13 protein-coding genes and 1 pseudogene are annotated in these 17,354 nt (G+C 44.4%); 5 read left to right on the top strand and 9 right to left on the bottom strand.

Annotated features, from left to right (window positions below):
- Window positions 1-22: 22 nt before the first annotated feature.
- The 7 genes from ACFW2W_RS27180 to hpsE (ACFW2W_RS27150) form a co-directional block, all read right to left on the bottom strand.
- Window positions 23-1,003, bottom strand: coding sequence for a decaprenyl-phosphate phosphoribosyltransferase (locus ACFW2W_RS27180; RefSeq protein WP_378185183.1), 981 nt, complete (start codon window positions 1,001-1,003; stop codon window positions 23-25).
- Window positions 1,004-1,569: 566 nt separating this feature from the next.
- Window positions 1,570-2,985, bottom strand: a complete 1,416-nt coding sequence (locus ACFW2W_RS27175) for a glycosyltransferase family 87 protein (protein WP_378185181.1) — start codon at window positions 2,983-2,985, stop codon at window positions 1,570-1,572.
- Window positions 2,986-3,133: 148 nt separating this feature from the next.
- A complete protein-coding gene (locus ACFW2W_RS27170; protein ID WP_378185179.1) occupies window positions 3,134-4,435 on the bottom strand; it encodes a hypothetical protein in 1,302 nt (433 codons plus the stop codon).
- 40 nt (window positions 4,436-4,475) lie between these two features.
- Entirely contained in the window at window positions 4,476-5,342 is an 867-nt protein-coding gene (locus ACFW2W_RS27165; RefSeq protein ID WP_378185177.1) for a glycosyltransferase family 2 protein, read from the bottom strand.
- A gap of 75 nt (window positions 5,343-5,417) precedes the next feature.
- The gene (locus ACFW2W_RS27160) at window positions 5,418-6,587 is read right to left on the bottom strand and encodes a glycosyltransferase (RefSeq protein WP_378185175.1); all 1,170 of its coding nucleotides are present in this window, start codon (window positions 6,585-6,587) and stop codon (window positions 5,418-5,420) included.
- 187 nt (window positions 6,588-6,774) lie between these two features.
- Window positions 6,775-7,752 carry a hormogonium polysaccharide biosynthesis glycosyltransferase HpsE gene (gene hpsE, locus ACFW2W_RS27155; RefSeq protein WP_378185173.1) on the bottom strand — a complete coding sequence of 326 codons (978 nt, stop codon included), beginning with the start codon at window positions 7,750-7,752 and terminating at the stop codon, window positions 6,775-6,777.
- 105 nt (window positions 7,753-7,857) lie between these two features.
- Window positions 7,858-8,904 carry a hormogonium polysaccharide biosynthesis glycosyltransferase HpsE gene (gene hpsE / locus ACFW2W_RS27150; RefSeq protein WP_378185171.1) on the bottom strand — a complete coding sequence of 349 codons (1,047 nt, stop codon included), beginning with the start codon at window positions 8,902-8,904 and terminating at the stop codon, window positions 7,858-7,860.
- An 893-nt stretch (window positions 8,905-9,797) separates the two neighbouring features.
- Here hpsE (ACFW2W_RS27150) and ACFW2W_RS27145 point away from each other — a divergent pair.
- Window positions 9,798-9,986, top strand: coding sequence for a hypothetical protein (locus tag ACFW2W_RS27145; RefSeq protein WP_378185169.1), 189 nt, complete (start codon window positions 9,798-9,800; stop codon window positions 9,984-9,986).
- Window positions 9,987-10,092: 106 nt separating this feature from the next.
- Here ACFW2W_RS27145 and ACFW2W_RS27140 read toward each other — a convergent pair whose 3' ends face one another.
- Window positions 10,093-11,568 carry a leucyl aminopeptidase gene (locus ACFW2W_RS27140; protein ID WP_378185167.1) on the bottom strand — a complete coding sequence of 492 codons (1,476 nt, stop codon included), beginning with the start codon at window positions 11,566-11,568 and terminating at the stop codon, window positions 10,093-10,095.
- A 154-nt stretch (window positions 11,569-11,722) separates the two neighbouring features.
- On the opposite strand from ACFW2W_RS27140, the gene ACFW2W_RS27135 reads away from it, so the two are divergent.
- The 4 genes from ACFW2W_RS27135 (at window position 11,723) to ACFW2W_RS27120 (ending at window position 17,242) form a co-directional block, all read left to right on the top strand.
- Entirely contained in the window at window positions 11,723-12,829 is a 1,107-nt protein-coding gene (locus ACFW2W_RS27135; RefSeq protein WP_378185165.1) for a class I SAM-dependent methyltransferase, read from the top strand.
- A 42-nt stretch (window positions 12,830-12,871) separates the two neighbouring features.
- Window positions 12,872-15,100, top strand: a complete 2,229-nt coding sequence (locus ACFW2W_RS27130) for a transglycosylase SLT domain-containing protein (protein ID WP_378185163.1) — start codon at window positions 12,872-12,874, stop codon at window positions 15,098-15,100.
- An 884-nt stretch (window positions 15,101-15,984) separates the two neighbouring features.
- Window positions 15,985-16,146: a hypothetical protein gene (locus ACFW2W_RS27125; RefSeq protein WP_378185161.1), complete on the top strand. Its 162-nt coding sequence runs from the start codon at window positions 15,985-15,987 to the stop codon at window positions 16,144-16,146.
- A gap of 403 nt (window positions 16,147-16,549) precedes the next feature.
- Window positions 16,550-17,242 carry a tol-pal system YbgF family protein gene (locus tag ACFW2W_RS27120; protein ID WP_378185159.1) on the top strand — a complete coding sequence of 231 codons (693 nt, stop codon included), beginning with the start codon at window positions 16,550-16,552 and terminating at the stop codon, window positions 17,240-17,242.
- A gap of 8 nt (window positions 17,243-17,250) precedes the next feature.
- Here the strand turns inward: ACFW2W_RS27120 and ACFW2W_RS27115 are convergent.
- Window positions 17,251-17,354, bottom strand: a pseudogene (locus ACFW2W_RS27115) (IS1 family transposase); the annotation flags it as partial.

Genomic DNA, 17,354 nt, shown 5'->3' with positions numbered 1-17,354 from the left:
CAGAGACTTACAACCCAAAAAATTACTCGATTAGCCCCTGACGTTTCAGTAATAGAATGACAAAGCTTGTAACGATCCAAGCGATCACCGTCAGGAGAATAGGCAAGTCTTTTAATAAAATTTCCTCCGGACGCTCAGTCTGTCCTCCTTGCTCATCTATATCGCTTCGCCGAGCGATTTCTTGCGGATCGCTCAGTAGCTGATAGCGAAAAATCCCGTATATAACAAAGGGTAATGTGAGTAACATCCAAGGTGTTGATGCTCCACGGACTTGAGGCCCGGAACTCCAAATGGCGTAGGTCATGACTGCGCCAGTTGTCACTGTATTCTCCATGCGGCTGAGTAGAGGCAAGGAGTAGCGCTTGAGTACAGACCGGGTCTTGCCACCTCTAATTGACAATAGCCGCAGTTCTGCTTTGCGCTTTTCCACACCCAAAAACAAAGCCAGCATAGCAGTACACAGGAGAAACCAGGGGGATAAAACAATGTTTGTGGCGGCAGCACCTGCGTAGGCTCGCAAGACAAAACCCATCGCGATCGCAATAATATCCAAAATCACAGTCCGCTTCAGCCGCAGGTTATAGGCAATTTGCAGCAGTGCGTATGCTGTGATGGTTGCTCCCAAGTAGGGCGATCGCCACCAGCCGACAATTAAACCAGTACCCAACAAACATACTGCCATTCCCATCGCCACTGGCACGCTGACCTTACCTGCGGCAATGGGTCGCTTACTCTTGACTGGATGTTGACGGTCAGATTCTACATCTGCGATGTCATTGAGTAGATAGAAACTACTCGAAGTCAAGCAGAACAAAACAAACGCCAGTAAACAGCCTAGCAAGGATTCCAGATTAATACTGAAAGCGAACAAGGGTGCTGCAAAAACAATCAGATTTTTGGTCCACTGGCGTGGTCTTAAAGCTTTAATATAAGGAAATTTTATAGGACTAGCAGCTAGCTCAGTTGAAGTTTGTTTACCACTGGGAAATCGGGGGATTTTCATTTGCTTTTAAACCTCTTTTATGATAAAAATCAATTCCTGTAAGGCAGATTTACTGCAAAACTTAGCTTTAAAATATCCTGGCTTGTAGTGAATACTAAAGTCAACAACGCTACTGTTTAAGTTGGCTCTTACTCCAAGCTGTGGATGCATCTGCAATGTAGTCAATGATTTCCGATAGAACTAAATACCCACTCTACTTAGCCCAGTACCAAGTCCTCCAGCAAGCAGCACTGCTTTCATGCAATAACCTTATAATTCTCACAGAAACTAGCTTTTTTATCTGGGTATACCAGTTTGAGGCGAGATTAGATAAGAAAAAGTTTAATAGCTTCTTCCGTAATGATTTTAGTCGAAAAAGCGTCAACAGACTATCAAGATTCCGTAAATATACAGTTTTTTATATAAAGACTTGGCAAAGAAGGCAATTTCTTACCTAGATACCCAGTTTGGGGAGAGTATCTGAGGAAAATACGAAAGTAAGTTGCTCAATCGTTGATAACCAGTATGTCAAGTAGGCTCTGATACTTTAAAAGGCTATTTGCGGCACATAATACCACTAATTATTGCTAATCACTAACCACGTTATTTTGAAGCTTATCCTTACTCTCATTCACCTCATATTTCGTGCTTCTTAAAATGTATAAGCATACTAAAACCATCAAACCTCCAGCCAGTAGATAAGATAGAAAAATGTTTAAGGGGATAAAAGCTATTTTCTTGTATGCTAAATACTTAGCGATCGCCAAATAATTACTGGTTAATAAATAACTTATAGCTAAGAAACAAATCGTAAATTTTCCAAAGATTTTTCTGTTTAATAAATAAGGAAGTAGGAAAGCATAAATTGGCAAAAGGATACCATAATGATGTTCCCAGGCAATTGGAGAAGCAATTGTGGAGGTTAATGCAATAATAGAGAAATCCGTAATACTTCCTTTCTCGCTCGTTAGCATTGGCAAGAATAGAGCCGCTGAAATTAAAGCGATTGAACTAAGTATTGTTCCCAAGTAAACCCAAGGGTTATAAGGCGGAAAAGAATTATTCTTAAAATTAAGAATGGGATCGTTAAATAGCAATCTATTTAAAACCCCATTCATTGATTGGTTTGTAAAAAAAGTTTCGCCGTGCTTGGAAATAAAGGATAATACACTTAAGTAGTTAACATGATCTGCAAAGCCGATTAGCGATATTGAAACTATCAGTCCCAGCAAACTGGCGGCTACAAAGCCGAGAGTAAAGCTCCATTGTTTACGCAAAATTCCCCATATCAAAATTAGAGCATACTGAGGCTTAATCAGGCACATTACCCCTCCTAAAATGCCTGCAATTTTTTTCCTATCTGTCATCCAACACCAAAAAAGCACAGCAAACAGAGCATTGAGCCAACACTGAATTTGCCCTAATGTATAGGCTTTCACTACCGGATAAAAAGTCAAAGTTAAACAAACCAGGAGAACATTGATAGCAATCAGCTCGAATCTCGATATATCTCCGTTTTCTTTACCCTTGTGCTTCTTTAAACTTAAATTAAATATCTGGATAACAAAGAAGATCGTTAGTAGGATAAAATTCCATGAAATTAATTTTAAAGTATTAAATATAGATAATCCAATACTTCCTAGGAATTTCTCAACCACATTTATTTTTAGAAAGTAAAAGACTAGCAGAGAGGTAGGGGGATACTGAAACTTTGTTTGTCCTTCAAAAAAAACTTTAGAATACAATAATTCCTGATGCTCGGATTGAATATAGTTGAACGCTTCTAGCATGGGTTCCCATGAGTCATTGATGGTTCGCCCATATCGCAAAAATATTTCAGTTCTAGATAGTCCTAAATCTTTCCAGTCTGTAAAAAATAGGACTATTAATATAAAATTTACGATGACAATATTAGCAAAGGTAAAGAGCAAGAGGTTTCGGGTTAAAGAATTTAATCTTCGCCAATAGTTAAGTAAATTGACTAAAATAAGCGAAAAATACATAGGCTTCTTCTGTAGTCCTTAACTCAATTTTAATTTTAGACTTTTGCTAGTTAGTTTTTTTAGCCGTATCAACTCCTTTAATCAGTTCAAGCTAGCTTACGGCAATTTGGCAATACTTAAGTGTATTCTATCTTGGATACGAAACTTGTTATGCTTTGTTTAAGCTTAAATTTGATTGTTGATATAATGAAACTAACGTTTCAACAAATTGTGCATTGTTCAAAAGTTGGCTGATTACAAACAGCAATAATAAGGCATTCAATACTTTAGGGGCAATCCCTTCTGCATGACTGTAGAATTTTAGAGAAAGAGCTACCCAGCTCAATACCAAAAAAGTCCAGTTGGGTGTAAACAAGAACAGCTCATAGTCTTTTCCATAGATGTTGTGTAGTAAAAAATTAAATAATATACAAAAAACTAAACTCCTCATTATCGGTATTTTATCGGAGCGAAACTTAATAAAGGCATAAAGACTCCAAAGAAGTAATATTGTCCAAAGCAAAAAAGCGATAATGCCTGGTATGTAAAGTGCTGTAATAGATGGAGGATCGAAGTTCACCCAAGGTGCAGGTTCAGAATTAAGTTTTACCCAAGAAGGTGGGTTATCTTCAGCAGTTCTCCATATATGCGGCTTAAGAGCAATAAAATTGAATATAAAAATATATCCTAACAATTTTAGGATTCTAGAAATATGACCAGATTGATCGGGCAAATTTACATAATTCCCTTCTTTAGAATAATAGCTTCCTGGAATAAAAAACAGATCGGCACTTGGATATATCAACTTCTGCAAGATATTTAAAGCAATGGCACCAGATAAAACTAACCCGATGAAAGTAATCAGTTTTATAAAAAGTTTTTTATTAAATCTACTCTGATAGATGCTGAAAAAATAGACAAGAATACCCTGCACTACGTTACTTATTACCATGCCGAGCGCAAAAATAGTTGCTGGAACCATGTATATTAAGCTGCCTGGGTAAGCAACTGCCAACAAATAAATAATAATTAGACTACATGCAGCAAAAATAAACGTATCGGGAACCGAACTGAAAAATATATGAGATGTAGATAATCCTAAGATAGCCGAGTACAGTATGGCGTGAAAAGATTTAAACCCCAATTTTTGGAAAAAAACTAAAGCTAAAACAACGCAAACAGCTCCAAAAAAGGTACTGAATAGTATGCCAACAATTTCCGCAGAACCAATTATTTTTTTGAGTAAAAACCCTAAAGGATTAAAGATGAGAATGAATAAGGGATGAGTATGAGTGCGCCAAAAACTTATTTTATACGTTGTTAGTTGAGTAATAACTCGATGATAATCTGAATGAAATAGTACGTCGGAACGCTTGATTCCAAATACTCCCGTAAAAAAAAGAGATAAGCTGGAGAAAAGGTAAAGCACCCAAAAAATTACAAATGTTACAACTCTAATTCTTGAAAACATTAAAGCTCCTGTCCTGCATCTCAGAGAATAATTGCAACGTTTAGAAGGCTAAAATCCGGTACTTGACGCAACCTTGTAACCGTCCGATGCGCCAAGCCAAATCTTTTACCCATTTACTACGGGTTTCCTTAGTAAAAAATTCCTTCGGAAGGCGCTTCAACAAGTGCAACCAAGCTTTTCCACTGGTCTTCCATGAAAGCTGGGGCATACCCAATGGTTGATACTTTTTATATAGAAAAACATCGTACTCTCCCCACAAGCGTGCCTGCTCGTACATACCGTTCAGAGTGCTGCGGAGCCGGTAATGAACGACTGCGTCTTTTACAAAGTGAAGTTTTATTCCGGCAAGTTGGAGCCGCCAACAATAGTCTACATCTTGCAGCCGGATCATGTTTTCATCAAAACCGCCGACAGATTCATGCAACGAGCGTTTAAGACCAAGATTGCAGCTACCTGCAAAAGGCAGATAAGGGGGATATTTGTATTCAAGAAGCCCATTTTTCTGCTTAAGTGTATAAGCTTTTTGTACCCAAGGTTCGTTAAGTTTTTTATATTCGAGGCGACCCGCAACGAATTCATACTTCGAGAGCGCCTTGCCCATAGCAGCGACCCATCCAGGAGCCACTTCGTCATCAGCATCGCAGAACGCCAATGCGTCCCCAGTCGCCGTTTTTGCAGCAGTATTACGTGCAAAGGAACGCCCCTGCTGTTTAGATGAATCAACGATGCGGAGATTGGGTAACCGTTCTTTATATTGTTCCACAATTGCTACTGAATCGTCAGTGGAGCCGTTATCAGAGATAATTACTTCCCATGAGTCAAAGTAGTCTTGGTTTGCCAATGCTTCAAGTTGAATAGGAAGGGTATCTGCTGCATTAAAACAGGGAATAATCACACTTAATTTCATGAATCAATCTTCCCATTCGCACCCGTAGTTACATTCAGTAATTTTCTATCCTGGCTACTCAATATAATTTGACACTTATTCTTTTTGCAAGTCATCTTCAACTTTATCTAAGACTTTAGTTACTACCTCCTGATATCGAGTTAGGCTAAAAGTATTCAATGCCTTCTGGCGAGTCTGTTCCCAGTCTACGGCAGGGGCTGTACCATTGACGATTGCCAGAATTGTTTGAGCTATGGATTCACCTGTAGGTTCGCAAGTCCAAAAGTCTACTTCTGGGTTAAAGAATTCTTTTAACCCAGGAAAGTTCATATTCAAGGTTGGTATTCCCATTGCCAGGGATTCGACCAGTTTGTTGGGGGTTGCACTATTACGCGCCCTTTCGTTATTACCAAATACACCCAAGGCTACGTCGCAGTTTTCTACTAGATATTTAGGTAGAGATCGATCAGAAAACTTTAAATCTTTTCTAAGAAAAACGCGATCGCTTAGTTCATCTTGCTTAATTTTGTTTTCGTAGGCATGAAACCGTTCTGCATATCCAGATCCATAGGCACCAAATAAATTGCAGGTAAACAGTAGCTCTTTTTCCTTCAAAATTTTCATAGCTTGTAATATATTATCTACGCCGTGTAGAGGAAGAATTGTTCCCCACCAACAGATATTTAGGAGACCCTCCTGCATAAATTGTCTTTTAAGGCTAAGTCTCGATTCTGTAAACAAAGGAGCAATAAAAACTTTATTTGGATCGAGTTCAATTTCTAAAACTTTTGCCCAGTAGGCAAGTTCATAAGCGGACAAGTGAATAATATAATCTGTTTTCGTAAACGCTAGTATATCTTTCTTCAATATTTCTTTGGCTGCTTTACTTCCTTCTTTGATGTCATCCTTATTTCTTACATAAGTGTCATACATCGATATGTATGGTTCTATGACCAGTTTATTTTTAAAGAGTTTTGATACCCACAAAGCACTTTGAATAAAATTAGCACTCATTGGCAATACGTAGATTACGTCTGCCAAAGCAGCTTTTACAAAAAGCTCTATGAGATAAAATTTAGAGAAAATTTTGCGAATAAATTGAGTAAAAAAGGTTTGTTTTCCTCTTCCTCGGAGGTAAAAGTCTGGATAGACGAAGGAAACATAGTATCCAGAATCTAACAAAAACTTGATCAAATTTTCGCAGCGATAAGCTCCATGTACATTTCCATAGAGCAAAACCTTAATTCTTTTCTTAAAAATTGACATGGTTGATGCGACTACCCTTCTTAAAAACAGTTCAACCAGGTAAAATCTGGCACGTTTATGTCAAGTTTAGTTCAATAGGCGTTCGTTTGATTAATTGAACATTGTTAAACGTAAACGAGTCTGAGCTTAATAAAATTATTTCACCAAAGTTACACGAACTACTTAGTTGCTGAGAGTTACATCCCTACTAATTTTTCCAGGTTAGAAATTTTATTTGCATACTCTTTTTAAACAAATAAAATGGACTCGCTAAACTGCTCAAGAAAAATTCCATTTCGCAGGCAGCAACTAGGTCAGTTTTCAACTTGCCTCTATATTTAATCAGTTGAAGAATGGCTCTACGCAGGTTGCCTAAAAGGATTCTGGTAATAATAATTGGCTTTTGCCAATTACTAGCATTAATCATGCGGAGCTGACAAATACTTAAGCCTACCCCCCGAATCAGGGTTATTAAGTAATCTTTCTCTAGTCGCCACTTGGGAATTTGATGATAAATACACATTTCGGGGTTGTACCAAATTTCCCAACCAGCGCGTCCGATGTATAGTAGCGCTTCAAAATCTTCTCCTTTGGCTGCCAAAGATGACCCAACTGGTCCCTGAAGAACGAGTTGAGCGGGAACGTTATCCAGCCAAACTTGTTTTTGGACAACTAATCCGGCTCCTGGAGGAAGGCTTAAATTTTCCGGGTCATATAAGTTAGGTTTTGAACCCCGTTCTTTCAGTGCCAAAAAAGATTGTATTCTTTCAAAGTTTTCTGGCGGATAAACTTCAAATTCTCCTTTTATCTGACCTCCAAAAGCACCCGCTTTGGGATGAGATTTACCGAAAGAATAGGCTGCTGCTACCCAATTAGGGGTCGGAAAATTATCATCATCCAAAAAACCAATAAAAGTACCTCTTGCTTCCTTAATGGCGCGTAGTCTTGCAAACACTGCGCCTTGCTGTGGCTCAAAGTAATATATGAGCGGATACGCTTGAGACCAGTTAGATTGATATTCTTGAAGGATTTTGGCGGTGTTGTCAGTGCTATTGTTATCGACGACAACAATTTCCCAAGAAATCTGCTCGGTGCCCATCTGCGATCGCAATCGCTCCAAAACTGCTGGTAGAAGCTTTTCCCCATTGTAAGTGCGAATTGCTACAGTAAAGTCCACCTGAGACATATTTACAAGCCCTGCTTGGGATTCGGAAGTTGCCTTCACAGTAGCCGTGTAAGCTATCATCAATCCCCACGGCTAAATGTTGTATCCAGTCGAATTTTTGAGTGGTTAACCTTGCTTACTTATGGGGCAGTAGATACTTTTTGATCTACCAAGTCCTGGCAAGGAATTAATGTCTTCTCTCAAGCCAAATATTTTAGCTTGCCCAATTTCTAAGTATTTATTTTTTAAAAGGAAAAAAGGACTAATCAAGCTAGATAACAGTAGTTCCCGCTCGCAAGCCGCAATCAAGTCTATTTGGCTCTCTCCTCGATATTTAATCAGGTGAAGCATCAGCCTGCGGAGATCGTTGAGCAGGTAAGCTGGAAAAGCTATAGGTCTTTGCCAGTTCTTAAGACCGAGCATCCGAATGTGATACCGACTTAAACCCACGCAACGCACGACAGAAATCAGGTAATCTTTTTCCAATCGCCAACGGGGAATTTGATGGTAAACACGCATTTCGGGATTATACCAGATTTCCCAACCCGTCCGCTGAATATGCAATGTGGCTTCCAAATCTTCACTGGCTAACTTAGCTTCTCTCCCCTTGTGATTGAGGACGAGGCGCTTGGGAACGTTCTCCAGCCAAGCTTGTCTGCGAACCACTAATCCTGCCCCTGGAGGCAGGATCTTCTGGCGCGGTTCGTAGCGGCTGGCGTCCGCGCCTCGATCCACTAATGCCAAGAAACAAGCGATTTTTTTAAAATTCTCAGGTGGCTCGACTTCAAAATTTCCGTGGATTTGGCTACCGTATGCACCCGCTTCTGGATGCGCTTGACCGAAGGCATAAGCAGCGGCAACCCAGTTAGAGTCAGGTAGGTTGTCATCATCTAAAAAGCCAATTAAAGTGCCTCTGGCTTCTTCAACAGCCCGTTGTCGCGCAAATGCTGCTCCCTGCTCAACTTCCAACGTGTAGTATAACGGAGCAATTTCTGACCAGTTGGCTTGATACTCTCGAACAATTTTTGCTGTCTTGTCGGTGCTGTTGTTATCAACAACAAGAATTTCCCACGAAAAGTGTTCGGTGTTGATCTGCTCTCTGAGTCGATCGAGAACTTCGGGTAAACGCTTTTCACTATTAAAGGTGGGAATGGCTACTGTAACGTCAACCATAAGTTTTGACCGGTTTTTTGAGTAGATAGATGCCGATGTTGTGTTAGTAATGATGCAGATTGGTAACTCTACCTACCGCCCTGGCGCTTGCCGCCGAATTGCTTGGGGGTACGTCGAGCGTCTTAGGATGCCTCTGAATCTTCTCCGTCATCCTACTTGAGTAGACTGACAGCGGAGCGATCGCTCTCAGCAGTCAACCTCAGTTTCCTTGGTTAAATCTACAGCATTTGCTCAAGATTTTTACTGAGAACTTTATTAAATATTCATAAAATTTTACCCAATACTTACGAACTCATCTATGCAAGGGCAAGTATCTTTACTTAATCTTTAAAATTGCCGGGTTTTGCAGGAACTTTTGTGAAGTTTAGATAAAGTTAGATTAGAATGGTTATAAAAACGTCTCTTATCTTCACCCAAGATTTTAAAAAGATAGGTAAATAATATCATCAGTCATAGGACATAAGTAGGATTCGGCAATCGAGGGTTTTGGGATACTCGTATACTCCACAATGGCAATAGGGCGGATAAATTGCCTAAATTCTCGTGGTTTTGGAGCTAGCCCGCAGCCATAGTCTGGCAGTGAGGAGTTTGGCAGTGAGGATGCGGGCTAGCTCCAATCGGGCTTAGTAGGTAATGTGCATCACCCCAAGCGTGCGGCAGAAATTTGCGAATTCCTAGACGTGGTACAAGGCAACTTGTCTACTTCACACTTGCGCGAGGCACGACCTAAATTACGCTCGTTCCGTTAAAATATTTGGAAAAGCAAATGCTTAATGTCTTTGAGTTGGAGGGTGCGGCTTCTCCCCTCAAAATGTGCTGAGTGTTGAGCGTTCTCATGCTTCACTCAGTTCTCAATCCCGAACAAATTGGGGTGTAGGTCGCGCAAGTATTTGATGAATTCAGAAGACCACAAATTTACACCAGAACAATCTCAGTCACCGCCAGAACCAGTGCCGCAGCTCAGGCGCACTGTTCATCCAGACAGCCTAAAATTTATGAATATGGCAAAAGAGATTCTCGATAGCCCTGGCGTTCAACAAGCTGTTGAGGGTGAAAAGCAAAAAACAAAAGACGGTAATTAATGGGTGATTGAGGAAAAGTCGGGACACAGGCAATGTCTGTGTCCCTAAGACGACTGACGATTACCCATTACAAAGCCCTTGATCATGGGTAATTTGCATCTGAGATTCAGTTGCTCAGTACCCAGTTGACTAGGGTGCGGACACCGTAACCCGTAGCACCGGAATTGTTGACCCCGTTCTCTTTATCCGTCCAGACGGGACCGGCGATGTCGAGGTGCGCCCAAGGAGTCTCTTGGATAAACTGCTTCAAAAAGAGGGCAGCCGTAATCGAACCACCCGGACGAGGTCCCGTATTTTTCAGATCGGCAATGGGGGACTTGATGCCTTCAAAGTATTTCTCTTCCATCGGCATCCGCCATAGCTTTTCACCTGCCTTTTCCGATGCTTGCAGCAACTCTTGAGCAACTGTGTCATTGGGGGTAAACAACCCCGCAATATCATCGCCTAGGGCAATTACGCAAGCACCCGTCAGCGTGGCTAAATCGACAATGGCATCAACGCCGAGCTTTTCGGCAAATACCAGCGCATCTGCTAAAGTCAATCGACCTTCCGCATCAGTGTTGTTCACTTCAATCGTTTTGCCGTTGGATGCCTTGAGGATGTCGCCTGGGTGCATAGCGCCACCGCTGATCATATTCTCAGTAACCGCTGAGATAAAGTGAACTTCGACATCTGGTTTGAGTTGACCAATCGCCTTCGCCGCACCTAGGGTAGCCGCAGCACCCCCCATGTCCATCTTCATGGTTTCGATGCCGCTACCCGCGCCTTTAATGTTTAGACCGCCAGAATCGAAAGTCAGACCCTTACCAATGATTGCCAATTTACGGCGGGGAGTGCCTTCCGGCTTGTAGGTGAGATGGATAAACTTAGGCGGCATCTCGGAAGCTTTGGCAACACCCAAGAACGCACCCATGCCCAATTTTTCGCACTCTTCTTGTTCCAGAATTTCTAACTGGAGGTTGTGGTTAGAAGCGATCGCTTGTGCAGTTTCGGCCATCGTCATGGGAGTGCATTCATTCGGCGGTGCAGCAACCAGTTCCCGCGCCAGAATCACGCCCGAACATAGGGATTGAGCGCGAGTAATGGCTTCTTCCTGACCTGCCAATCCCAGTAAATCCACCCGCTCTAGCTGTGGCTCCTTATCCTCCGGTTCTGACTTAAAGCGATTATCCTGATGAAGAGCCAGCAGTATCCCTTCCGCGATCGCCCCAGTCGTTGCATCGGGGGCATGATTCCACACCGGCAGACTAATCCCCAGAGTTTTGCTCTTTTCCTTCTTCGCTAACCGAGCGATCGCTGCACCGATTCGCCGCAGAGTATCCGGTTTAAAAGCGTCTGCTTTCCCCAGTCCTACCAGAATAATTTTCCGAACTGGGCTACCCGCACCCACGCGGGTGACAGCACTACTCCCTTCTTTTCCCTTAAATTCAGTTTCTGCAATCAGTTCGTTCAGCGTACCGGCAAACTTCTCATCCAGCGCCGCTAAATCGTCTGTCACCTCCACCGCGTCCTCAAAAAACCCAAGGGCGAGAGCGTCCCCAGTCCAGTCCAAACGTGGCGTATCAATCGCTCGAATATCCATCCCCGGCTCTTACCTTAAAGCACTACCTGTAACAGTATTGCTCAAAAAATCATCAACAAGACCTGTCCGCCCACCCGCGTAACTTGTCCCCTGTAGATACACTTTATAGGAATGCACTTTTTGCGAATCATCCAATGGACTTAGGAGCGGATTGATGGTTTCCAAAGCTAAGAGAGAACCCCAACCTCTTTCGTCGCCATCCAATGCGCCAGTTCCTAGCAACCAGTTGGCAGCAAGCCTCGATCCGAGCCTGCTACAGAAGAATCTCCAGAGACAGTTTAATCATCATTCCTCTGCCCGTGGCGAACTGACGATGCCATGCGTGCCATCAATGCTAGATTATGCACTCAATCGGCTGGAGCGGCTGTTTGAGGCGATTGGTCGCCAACTCTCTCCCGAAGAGCTGCAAAAATTGCGCGATCTGATTGCATCTAAGATTCAAGAAGGTTTTCTGGCTTCTCCTCATGCTCGATTAGTCATTCAATACGAACCCGATCCCGCTTCCTCAAATAGCCTCAACTGTAACGTCTCAACCACGATTTTATCGGTTGCCCAGCAGTACCAGCAGTGGATTCAGAACCGAGAGCCGCCCCTATTTGGCAGCCACCCAGACGCGAAAGTAATGGCAACGGCTGCTGAATTGGGAGATCCGGCTCGGAACCCCATTCTTGATGTGGGAGCGGGAACGGGTCGCAATAGCCTTCCCTTGGCTCAAAAAGGTCATCCGGTTGATGCCTTAGAACTGACTCCCGGTTTGGCGGAACAATTGTTAAATGCGGCAATTGCGGAAAATTTACCGATTCGAGTCATTCAGGGTGATATCCTCGACCCCCTCGTGAGAATGCGACCCGCTCATTACAAATTAGTAATTGTGGCGGAAGTGGTTTCTCACTTTCGGGATAACGATCAAGTCCGCTTACTCCTGGCGAAAATGTGCGATGTTATCCAAGGTGGCGGTCTGTTGTTGTTCAACGTCTTTCTAGCTGTGGATGGATATGAGCCGAACGATCGGGTGCGGGAAATGTCACAGGTAGCAGGATCGTATATCATGACGCGATCGGAGCTGAAGCTAGCGATGGAGGACTTACCTCTGGAAATGCTGTCGGATGAGTCTGTGCTTGACTATGAGCGCACTCACCTTCCGCAAGAGGCATGGCCCCCGACCAATTGGTTTGTATCCTGGACGAGCGGACGTGACTTGTTTCCCATTCAAGAAACCCCTCCGATGGAGTTGCGTTGGATTCTCTGTAGACGGTGCTAACGGAATACAAGGTTGTTGCCCTTTTGGGGTTGGTAAGGATCGATGCTAAAGCTTGCACAGAAAAATAAAATTTTGCTGAGTGTTGGAGCAGGGCTACTGGCGCTAGTCGCTGGGGCAACGCTGTCAGTCCCGCAATTGACCAGTTGGCTGGAGAAATTAACACTGAACAGTCAGTCCCCCGATAAAACCCTCTTGAGCCAGGGGAGTCAATCCACGACTTCTGTTTTGCCATTGGCGTCGCTACCGGCGGCACAGCGGGTCGCACAACTAGAAGCGATCGCCAATGGCACCCCATCCCCAGAACGCAGCCGCGCCCGCTATCTGTTGGCTACAGATTTGATGCAACAACAGCCTAAAGTTGCCCTCAGGTCTTTGGAAGGATTGGAGGCAGACTATCGGGTTCTTGCTCCTTACGTTGCCCTGAAACGCGCCCAAGCTTACCAACTTGCCGGGGACAAAGCAAAAGCCACAGCAGCTTGGCAGAATTTGCTCGAAAGTTATCCTGATAATCCCGTCGCTGCAGAAGCGTTGTTTGTGCTGGGGCAAAAGAATCCCAAGTACAGAGAACAAGCGATCGCTCAGTTCAAAAGCCATCCCCGCACCCTGGAAATTGTGCGTTCTTCCCTGAGTAAGAATCCCAATCAACCCAGATTGCTCTTACATTTAGCCAAAAACGCCCCAGACGACCCCGGCATTCTCCCAATTCTGGATCGGCTGGTGACTTTGCATGAAGCGGCACTCAAGCAGAAAGGCACAGCGCTGCTCAAGCCAGAAGATTGGCAAGCGATCGCTTATAGCTACTGGGAAAACCGTCAGTACCGCAAAGCCGGACAAGCCTACGCCAAAGCCCCCCGCACCTCCCTCCACGCCTACCGCATTGGGCGCGGACTCCATCTCGGCGACAAACGAACCGAAGCTAAAATTGCTTATCAACAGATGATTAAGCAATTTCCCGATGCCAAAGAAACCGGACTAGCTTTGAGGCGTCTGGCTTCTTTATCATCGCAGCCACCAGAAGCGATCGCCTATCTCGACCTCGTCATCAGCAAATTTCCCGACGAAGCCGGTGAGGCACTCCTCGCCAAAGCCGAAATCCTCGATCGTCTCAACAGCGACAAATCAGCCGCTGAAGCTCGTCAATTGCTACTGACTAAATATGGCAATTCCGATGTCGCCGCAGAATACCGCTGGAAAGTCGCCCAAGCCAAAGCGACGCTAGGGGATTTCTTAGGGGCTTGGCAATGGGCGCAGCCAATCGCCAACCAAAACCCCGATCATATTTTGGCTCCCAGAGCTGGCTTTTGGGTCGGCAAATGGGCCGCCAAACTAGGGCGTCAGCAGGATGCGAAAGCCGCTTACGAACACGTCCTGGCGAAATACCCCCAGTCTTACTATGCGTGGCGATCTGCCGTCTTGTTGGGCTGGGACGTCGGAGACTTTACCACCATGCGTCAATTGTCCCCGCAAGTGGTGCGACCCGTCGAGCATCCCATCCTACCTGCCGGGTCTGAAACGTTGAAGGAATTGTACCAGCTCGGTCAAAAATGGGATGCTTGGACGCTCTGGCAGGCAGAATTTCAGAACCGGATGCAGCCAACCGTTGCCGAACAATTTACCAACGGCATCATGCAGGTGGGATTGGGCAACCACCTCAAAGGAATGAATCTGGTTTCTACTCTGGAAGACCGAGAAACACCCGAAGAGCAAGCTGAATACAAAACAATCCGCAAACAACCCGTTTACTGGCACACCTTGTATCCGTTCCCGTTCTTGGAAATTATCGAAAACTGGTCGCAACAGCGCCAGCTCAATCCCCTGCTTGTCACCGCCCTGATTCGGCAAGAGTCCCGATTTGAGCCAAAAATTCGTTCGGTTGCGGGTGCAGTTGGCTTAATGCAGGTAATGCCCGGAACCGGCAAATGGGTGGCGGATAAAATTGGCGTCAAGCAATTTAACACCGAAAATCCCAACGATAACGTGAAGCTGGGCACCTGGTTTTTGGATTATACCCACAAGGAATACAACAATAATTCCTTGTTAGCCGTTGCCAGTTACAATGCGGGTCCCGGTAATGTATCGAAATGGCTAAAAGAAAAAGGGCCGTCTATCGATCCAGATGAATTTGTCGAAGAAATTCCCTTTGAGGAAACTAAAGGCTACGTCAGGCAGGTTTTTGGAAACTACTGGAATTACCTCAGGTTGTACAATCCACAGGTTGCCCAGTTGGTCGCTAAATATTCGGATGGTCAGCCGACTGCACTCAAAAATTAACTAAAGACTTCTTGCAAAAATCTTTTAAATAGTGTAGCAATACAACTTCTTTAGCCTGCTCTGGTCAGGCTTTGCCATTTTTGCAAGAAGTTTCCTGCATCCTAAAAAATTGAAGAATTTTTAAGAGTTTCTCGGCAGCTTCTAGCAGGTGATATATGCGGCTATCCATTTATTACCTAGACAGCCGCGTGTCTACTCTCTGCTGGGGGATTTTCTCCCAGATGTGGGGGGATAATATAAATTTTTCGGAAATTTGTGTTAATCAATTTTGAACACCGATGTTCTCATAGAGAGGACTGAGGGCTGAGGACTGAGGACTGAGGGCTGAGGAGTGAGGGCTGAGGAGTGAGGGCTGAGGGCTGAGGAGTGAGGACTGAGGGCTGAGGACTGAGGAAGTCAGGAGTCAGGAGTCAGGAGTCAGGAGTCAGGAGTCAGGAGTCAGGAGTCAGGAGTCAGGACTGAGTAGACAAAAGATTTAATCATTATTCACACTAAATCTGAAGCCCCTGGCTTGATTCTATGGAGAAGAAAGAAAAAAATTAGGTAGAGACACGCACTGCGAGACTTAAAATGTCCTTGTTTCAAGCCCATACTTTTAAGTAGGGGCTTTACTCAGTCCTCACTTCCTCAGTCCTCACTTCCTCAGTCCTCAGTCCTCAGTCCTCAGTCCTCAGTCCTCAGTCCTCAGTCCTCAGTCCTCAGTCCTCAGTCCTCAGTCCTCAGTCCTCAGTCCTCAGTCCTCAGTCCTCAGTCCTCAGTCCTCAAGTCCTCAGTCCTCAGTCCTCAGTCCTCAGTCCTCATTAATCTTTCTGACGCCTACTGACGGGGATCATTTATATTCGGCTGCTCGCTTAAATCGATTATCCTGGTTTAAATAGAGTTCCATGTCAATGGCTGCTGAATGGAGCAGTCAGCGCGGGAGCAAAATGGCACACCGCCAGCGAATTCAAAGAGTTTTGCGCTTGTGCTTCTTAATTAATCGGGCACAAACAGCGATCGCTTTGTACGAGCTGTCTAATTTCAACGTTTATCGTTTAGTTCCATAAGCATGATGGCAGCGAATCGGGCTACCAGAACCCACCCGCATGATGGCACTGCTACCAACTTTAAAATTAGGCTCTCAAATCAGGGACTGCAAAATACTCGCGAGCTTCTCATCGCTCAAATTTAGAATGCTGGTCAATTCCATCGCTTCCTTAAATCATCCAATTGCCAGGGGATCTCCCGCAAGTGCAAACGCGGCGTGTCTGTCACGCTCTCCTTCCATTCTTTTTTCTCTAAAGTATTTTTACCCATTAGCGATCGAGAGTCAACGAGCCGTCGGTTACTAGAAGGATGGCTTGTAAATAATACGACCGATTTGGTCTTCCATCTGGAAAAAGCGAATAACTAGATCGGCGTTACGGAAATGCTAGATGGACAGAGCAATGTCCGCCGCAAGGAGGTTACATGAGGAAGTCACGTTCGATTTTTGCCCGGAGAAAGTCACAGTTTAGTTTTTCCCGCTCCCATCAATCGAGATGGAGAAACAAAGTAGCGATCGCTGCTAGTGTGGGACTAAGCGCAATACTGTTGGGAGCAACCTTGTTGCCAACTAAGTATGGCGTCTGGCTGGAAAAAGTCGTTGGCTGGGTGCCGATGCATGGGTACGGTAGTTTCTTGATGTCGGGAAATCAGAACGACAACTCTGCGGTTGTGTCTTTAATCTCGCTACCCCCACAAAAGCGAGCATCACAGCTAGAAGCGATCGCCGCAGGGCCAAGATCCCTCGACCGCAGCCGCGCCCGTTATCTCCTGGCAAGCGATCTGATTGCCTCTAAGCAGGGAGAAAAGGCACTGGAACGGTTAAAAGGACTAGAGTTTGAATATCGCGTCCTAAACGGACAGATTGCTCTCAAGCGAGCGCAAGCTTACGAACTCACCGGCAACACCAAGAAAGCCAAGGCAGCTTGGGAAGGTTTGCTAAAACACCATTCTCAAGATACTGCGTCAGTCGAAGCTTTATATGTGCTGGGGAAGACAGAACCGAAATATTGGGAAGAAGCCGTTGAGAAATTTCCGGGCCATCCCCGCACCCTGGAAATCGCCCGCGCCCTACTCAAAGACAATCCCCACCAAACAAAATTGGGCGTTGCTGAATGAAGTATGAATTACGCAAATGCTGGTATCGATTGGTGTTTCAAGTAGTGAAGTAGCAATCTAATAGAGTGTTTCAGCATTTCTTCTGACTTCGAGTAACACAACGTTTTTCGAT

This window comes from Coleofasciculus sp. H7-2 (genome assembly GCF_042747725.1).
Taxonomy (GTDB): Bacteria; Cyanobacteriota; Cyanobacteriia; order Cyanobacteriales; family FACHB-T130; genus FACHB-T130.
This window is presented reverse-complemented; position numbering and strand designations above follow the sequence as displayed.

What these genes read in the sequence shown, in the direction of transcription:
- ACFW2W_RS27130 (WP_378185163.1), top strand. Translation starts at nt 12,872, where the DNA reads ATGCTAAAGCTTGCACAGAAAAATAAAATTTTGCTGAGTGTTGGAGCA.
- ACFW2W_RS27180 (WP_378185183.1), bottom strand. Translation starts at nt 1,003, where the DNA reads ATGAAAATCCCCCGATTTCCCAGTGGTAAACAAACTTCAACTGAGCTA.
- ACFW2W_RS27145 (WP_378185169.1), top strand. Translation starts at nt 9,798, where the DNA reads ATGAATTCAGAAGACCACAAATTTACACCAGAACAATCTCAGTCACCG.
- ACFW2W_RS27125 (WP_378185161.1), top strand. Translation starts at nt 15,985, where the DNA reads ATGTCAATGGCTGCTGAATGGAGCAGTCAGCGCGGGAGCAAAATGGCA.
- ACFW2W_RS27120 (WP_378185159.1), top strand. Translation starts at nt 16,550, where the DNA reads ATGAGGAAGTCACGTTCGATTTTTGCCCGGAGAAAGTCACAGTTTAGT.
- hpsE (WP_378185171.1), bottom strand. Translation starts at nt 8,904, where the DNA reads ATGGTTGACGTTACAGTAGCCATTCCCACCTTTAATAGTGAAAAGCGT.
- ACFW2W_RS27175 (WP_378185181.1), bottom strand. Translation starts at nt 2,985, where the DNA reads ATGTATTTTTCGCTTATTTTAGTCAATTTACTTAACTATTGGCGAAGA.
- ACFW2W_RS27165 (WP_378185177.1), bottom strand. Translation starts at nt 5,342, where the DNA reads ATGAAATTAAGTGTGATTATTCCCTGTTTTAATGCAGCAGATACCCTT.
- ACFW2W_RS27140 (WP_378185167.1), bottom strand. Translation starts at nt 11,568, where the DNA reads ATGGATATTCGAGCGATTGATACGCCACGTTTGGACTGGACTGGGGAC.
- ACFW2W_RS27160 (WP_378185175.1), bottom strand. Translation starts at nt 6,587, where the DNA reads ATGTCAATTTTTAAGAAAAGAATTAAGGTTTTGCTCTATGGAAATGTA.
- ACFW2W_RS27170 (WP_378185179.1), bottom strand. Translation starts at nt 4,435, where the DNA reads ATGTTTTCAAGAATTAGAGTTGTAACATTTGTAATTTTTTGGGTGCTT.
- ACFW2W_RS27135 (WP_378185165.1), top strand. Translation starts at nt 11,723, where the DNA reads ATGGTTTCCAAAGCTAAGAGAGAACCCCAACCTCTTTCGTCGCCATCC.
- hpsE (WP_378185173.1), bottom strand. Translation starts at nt 7,752, where the DNA reads ATGTCTCAGGTGGACTTTACTGTAGCAATTCGCACTTACAATGGGGAA.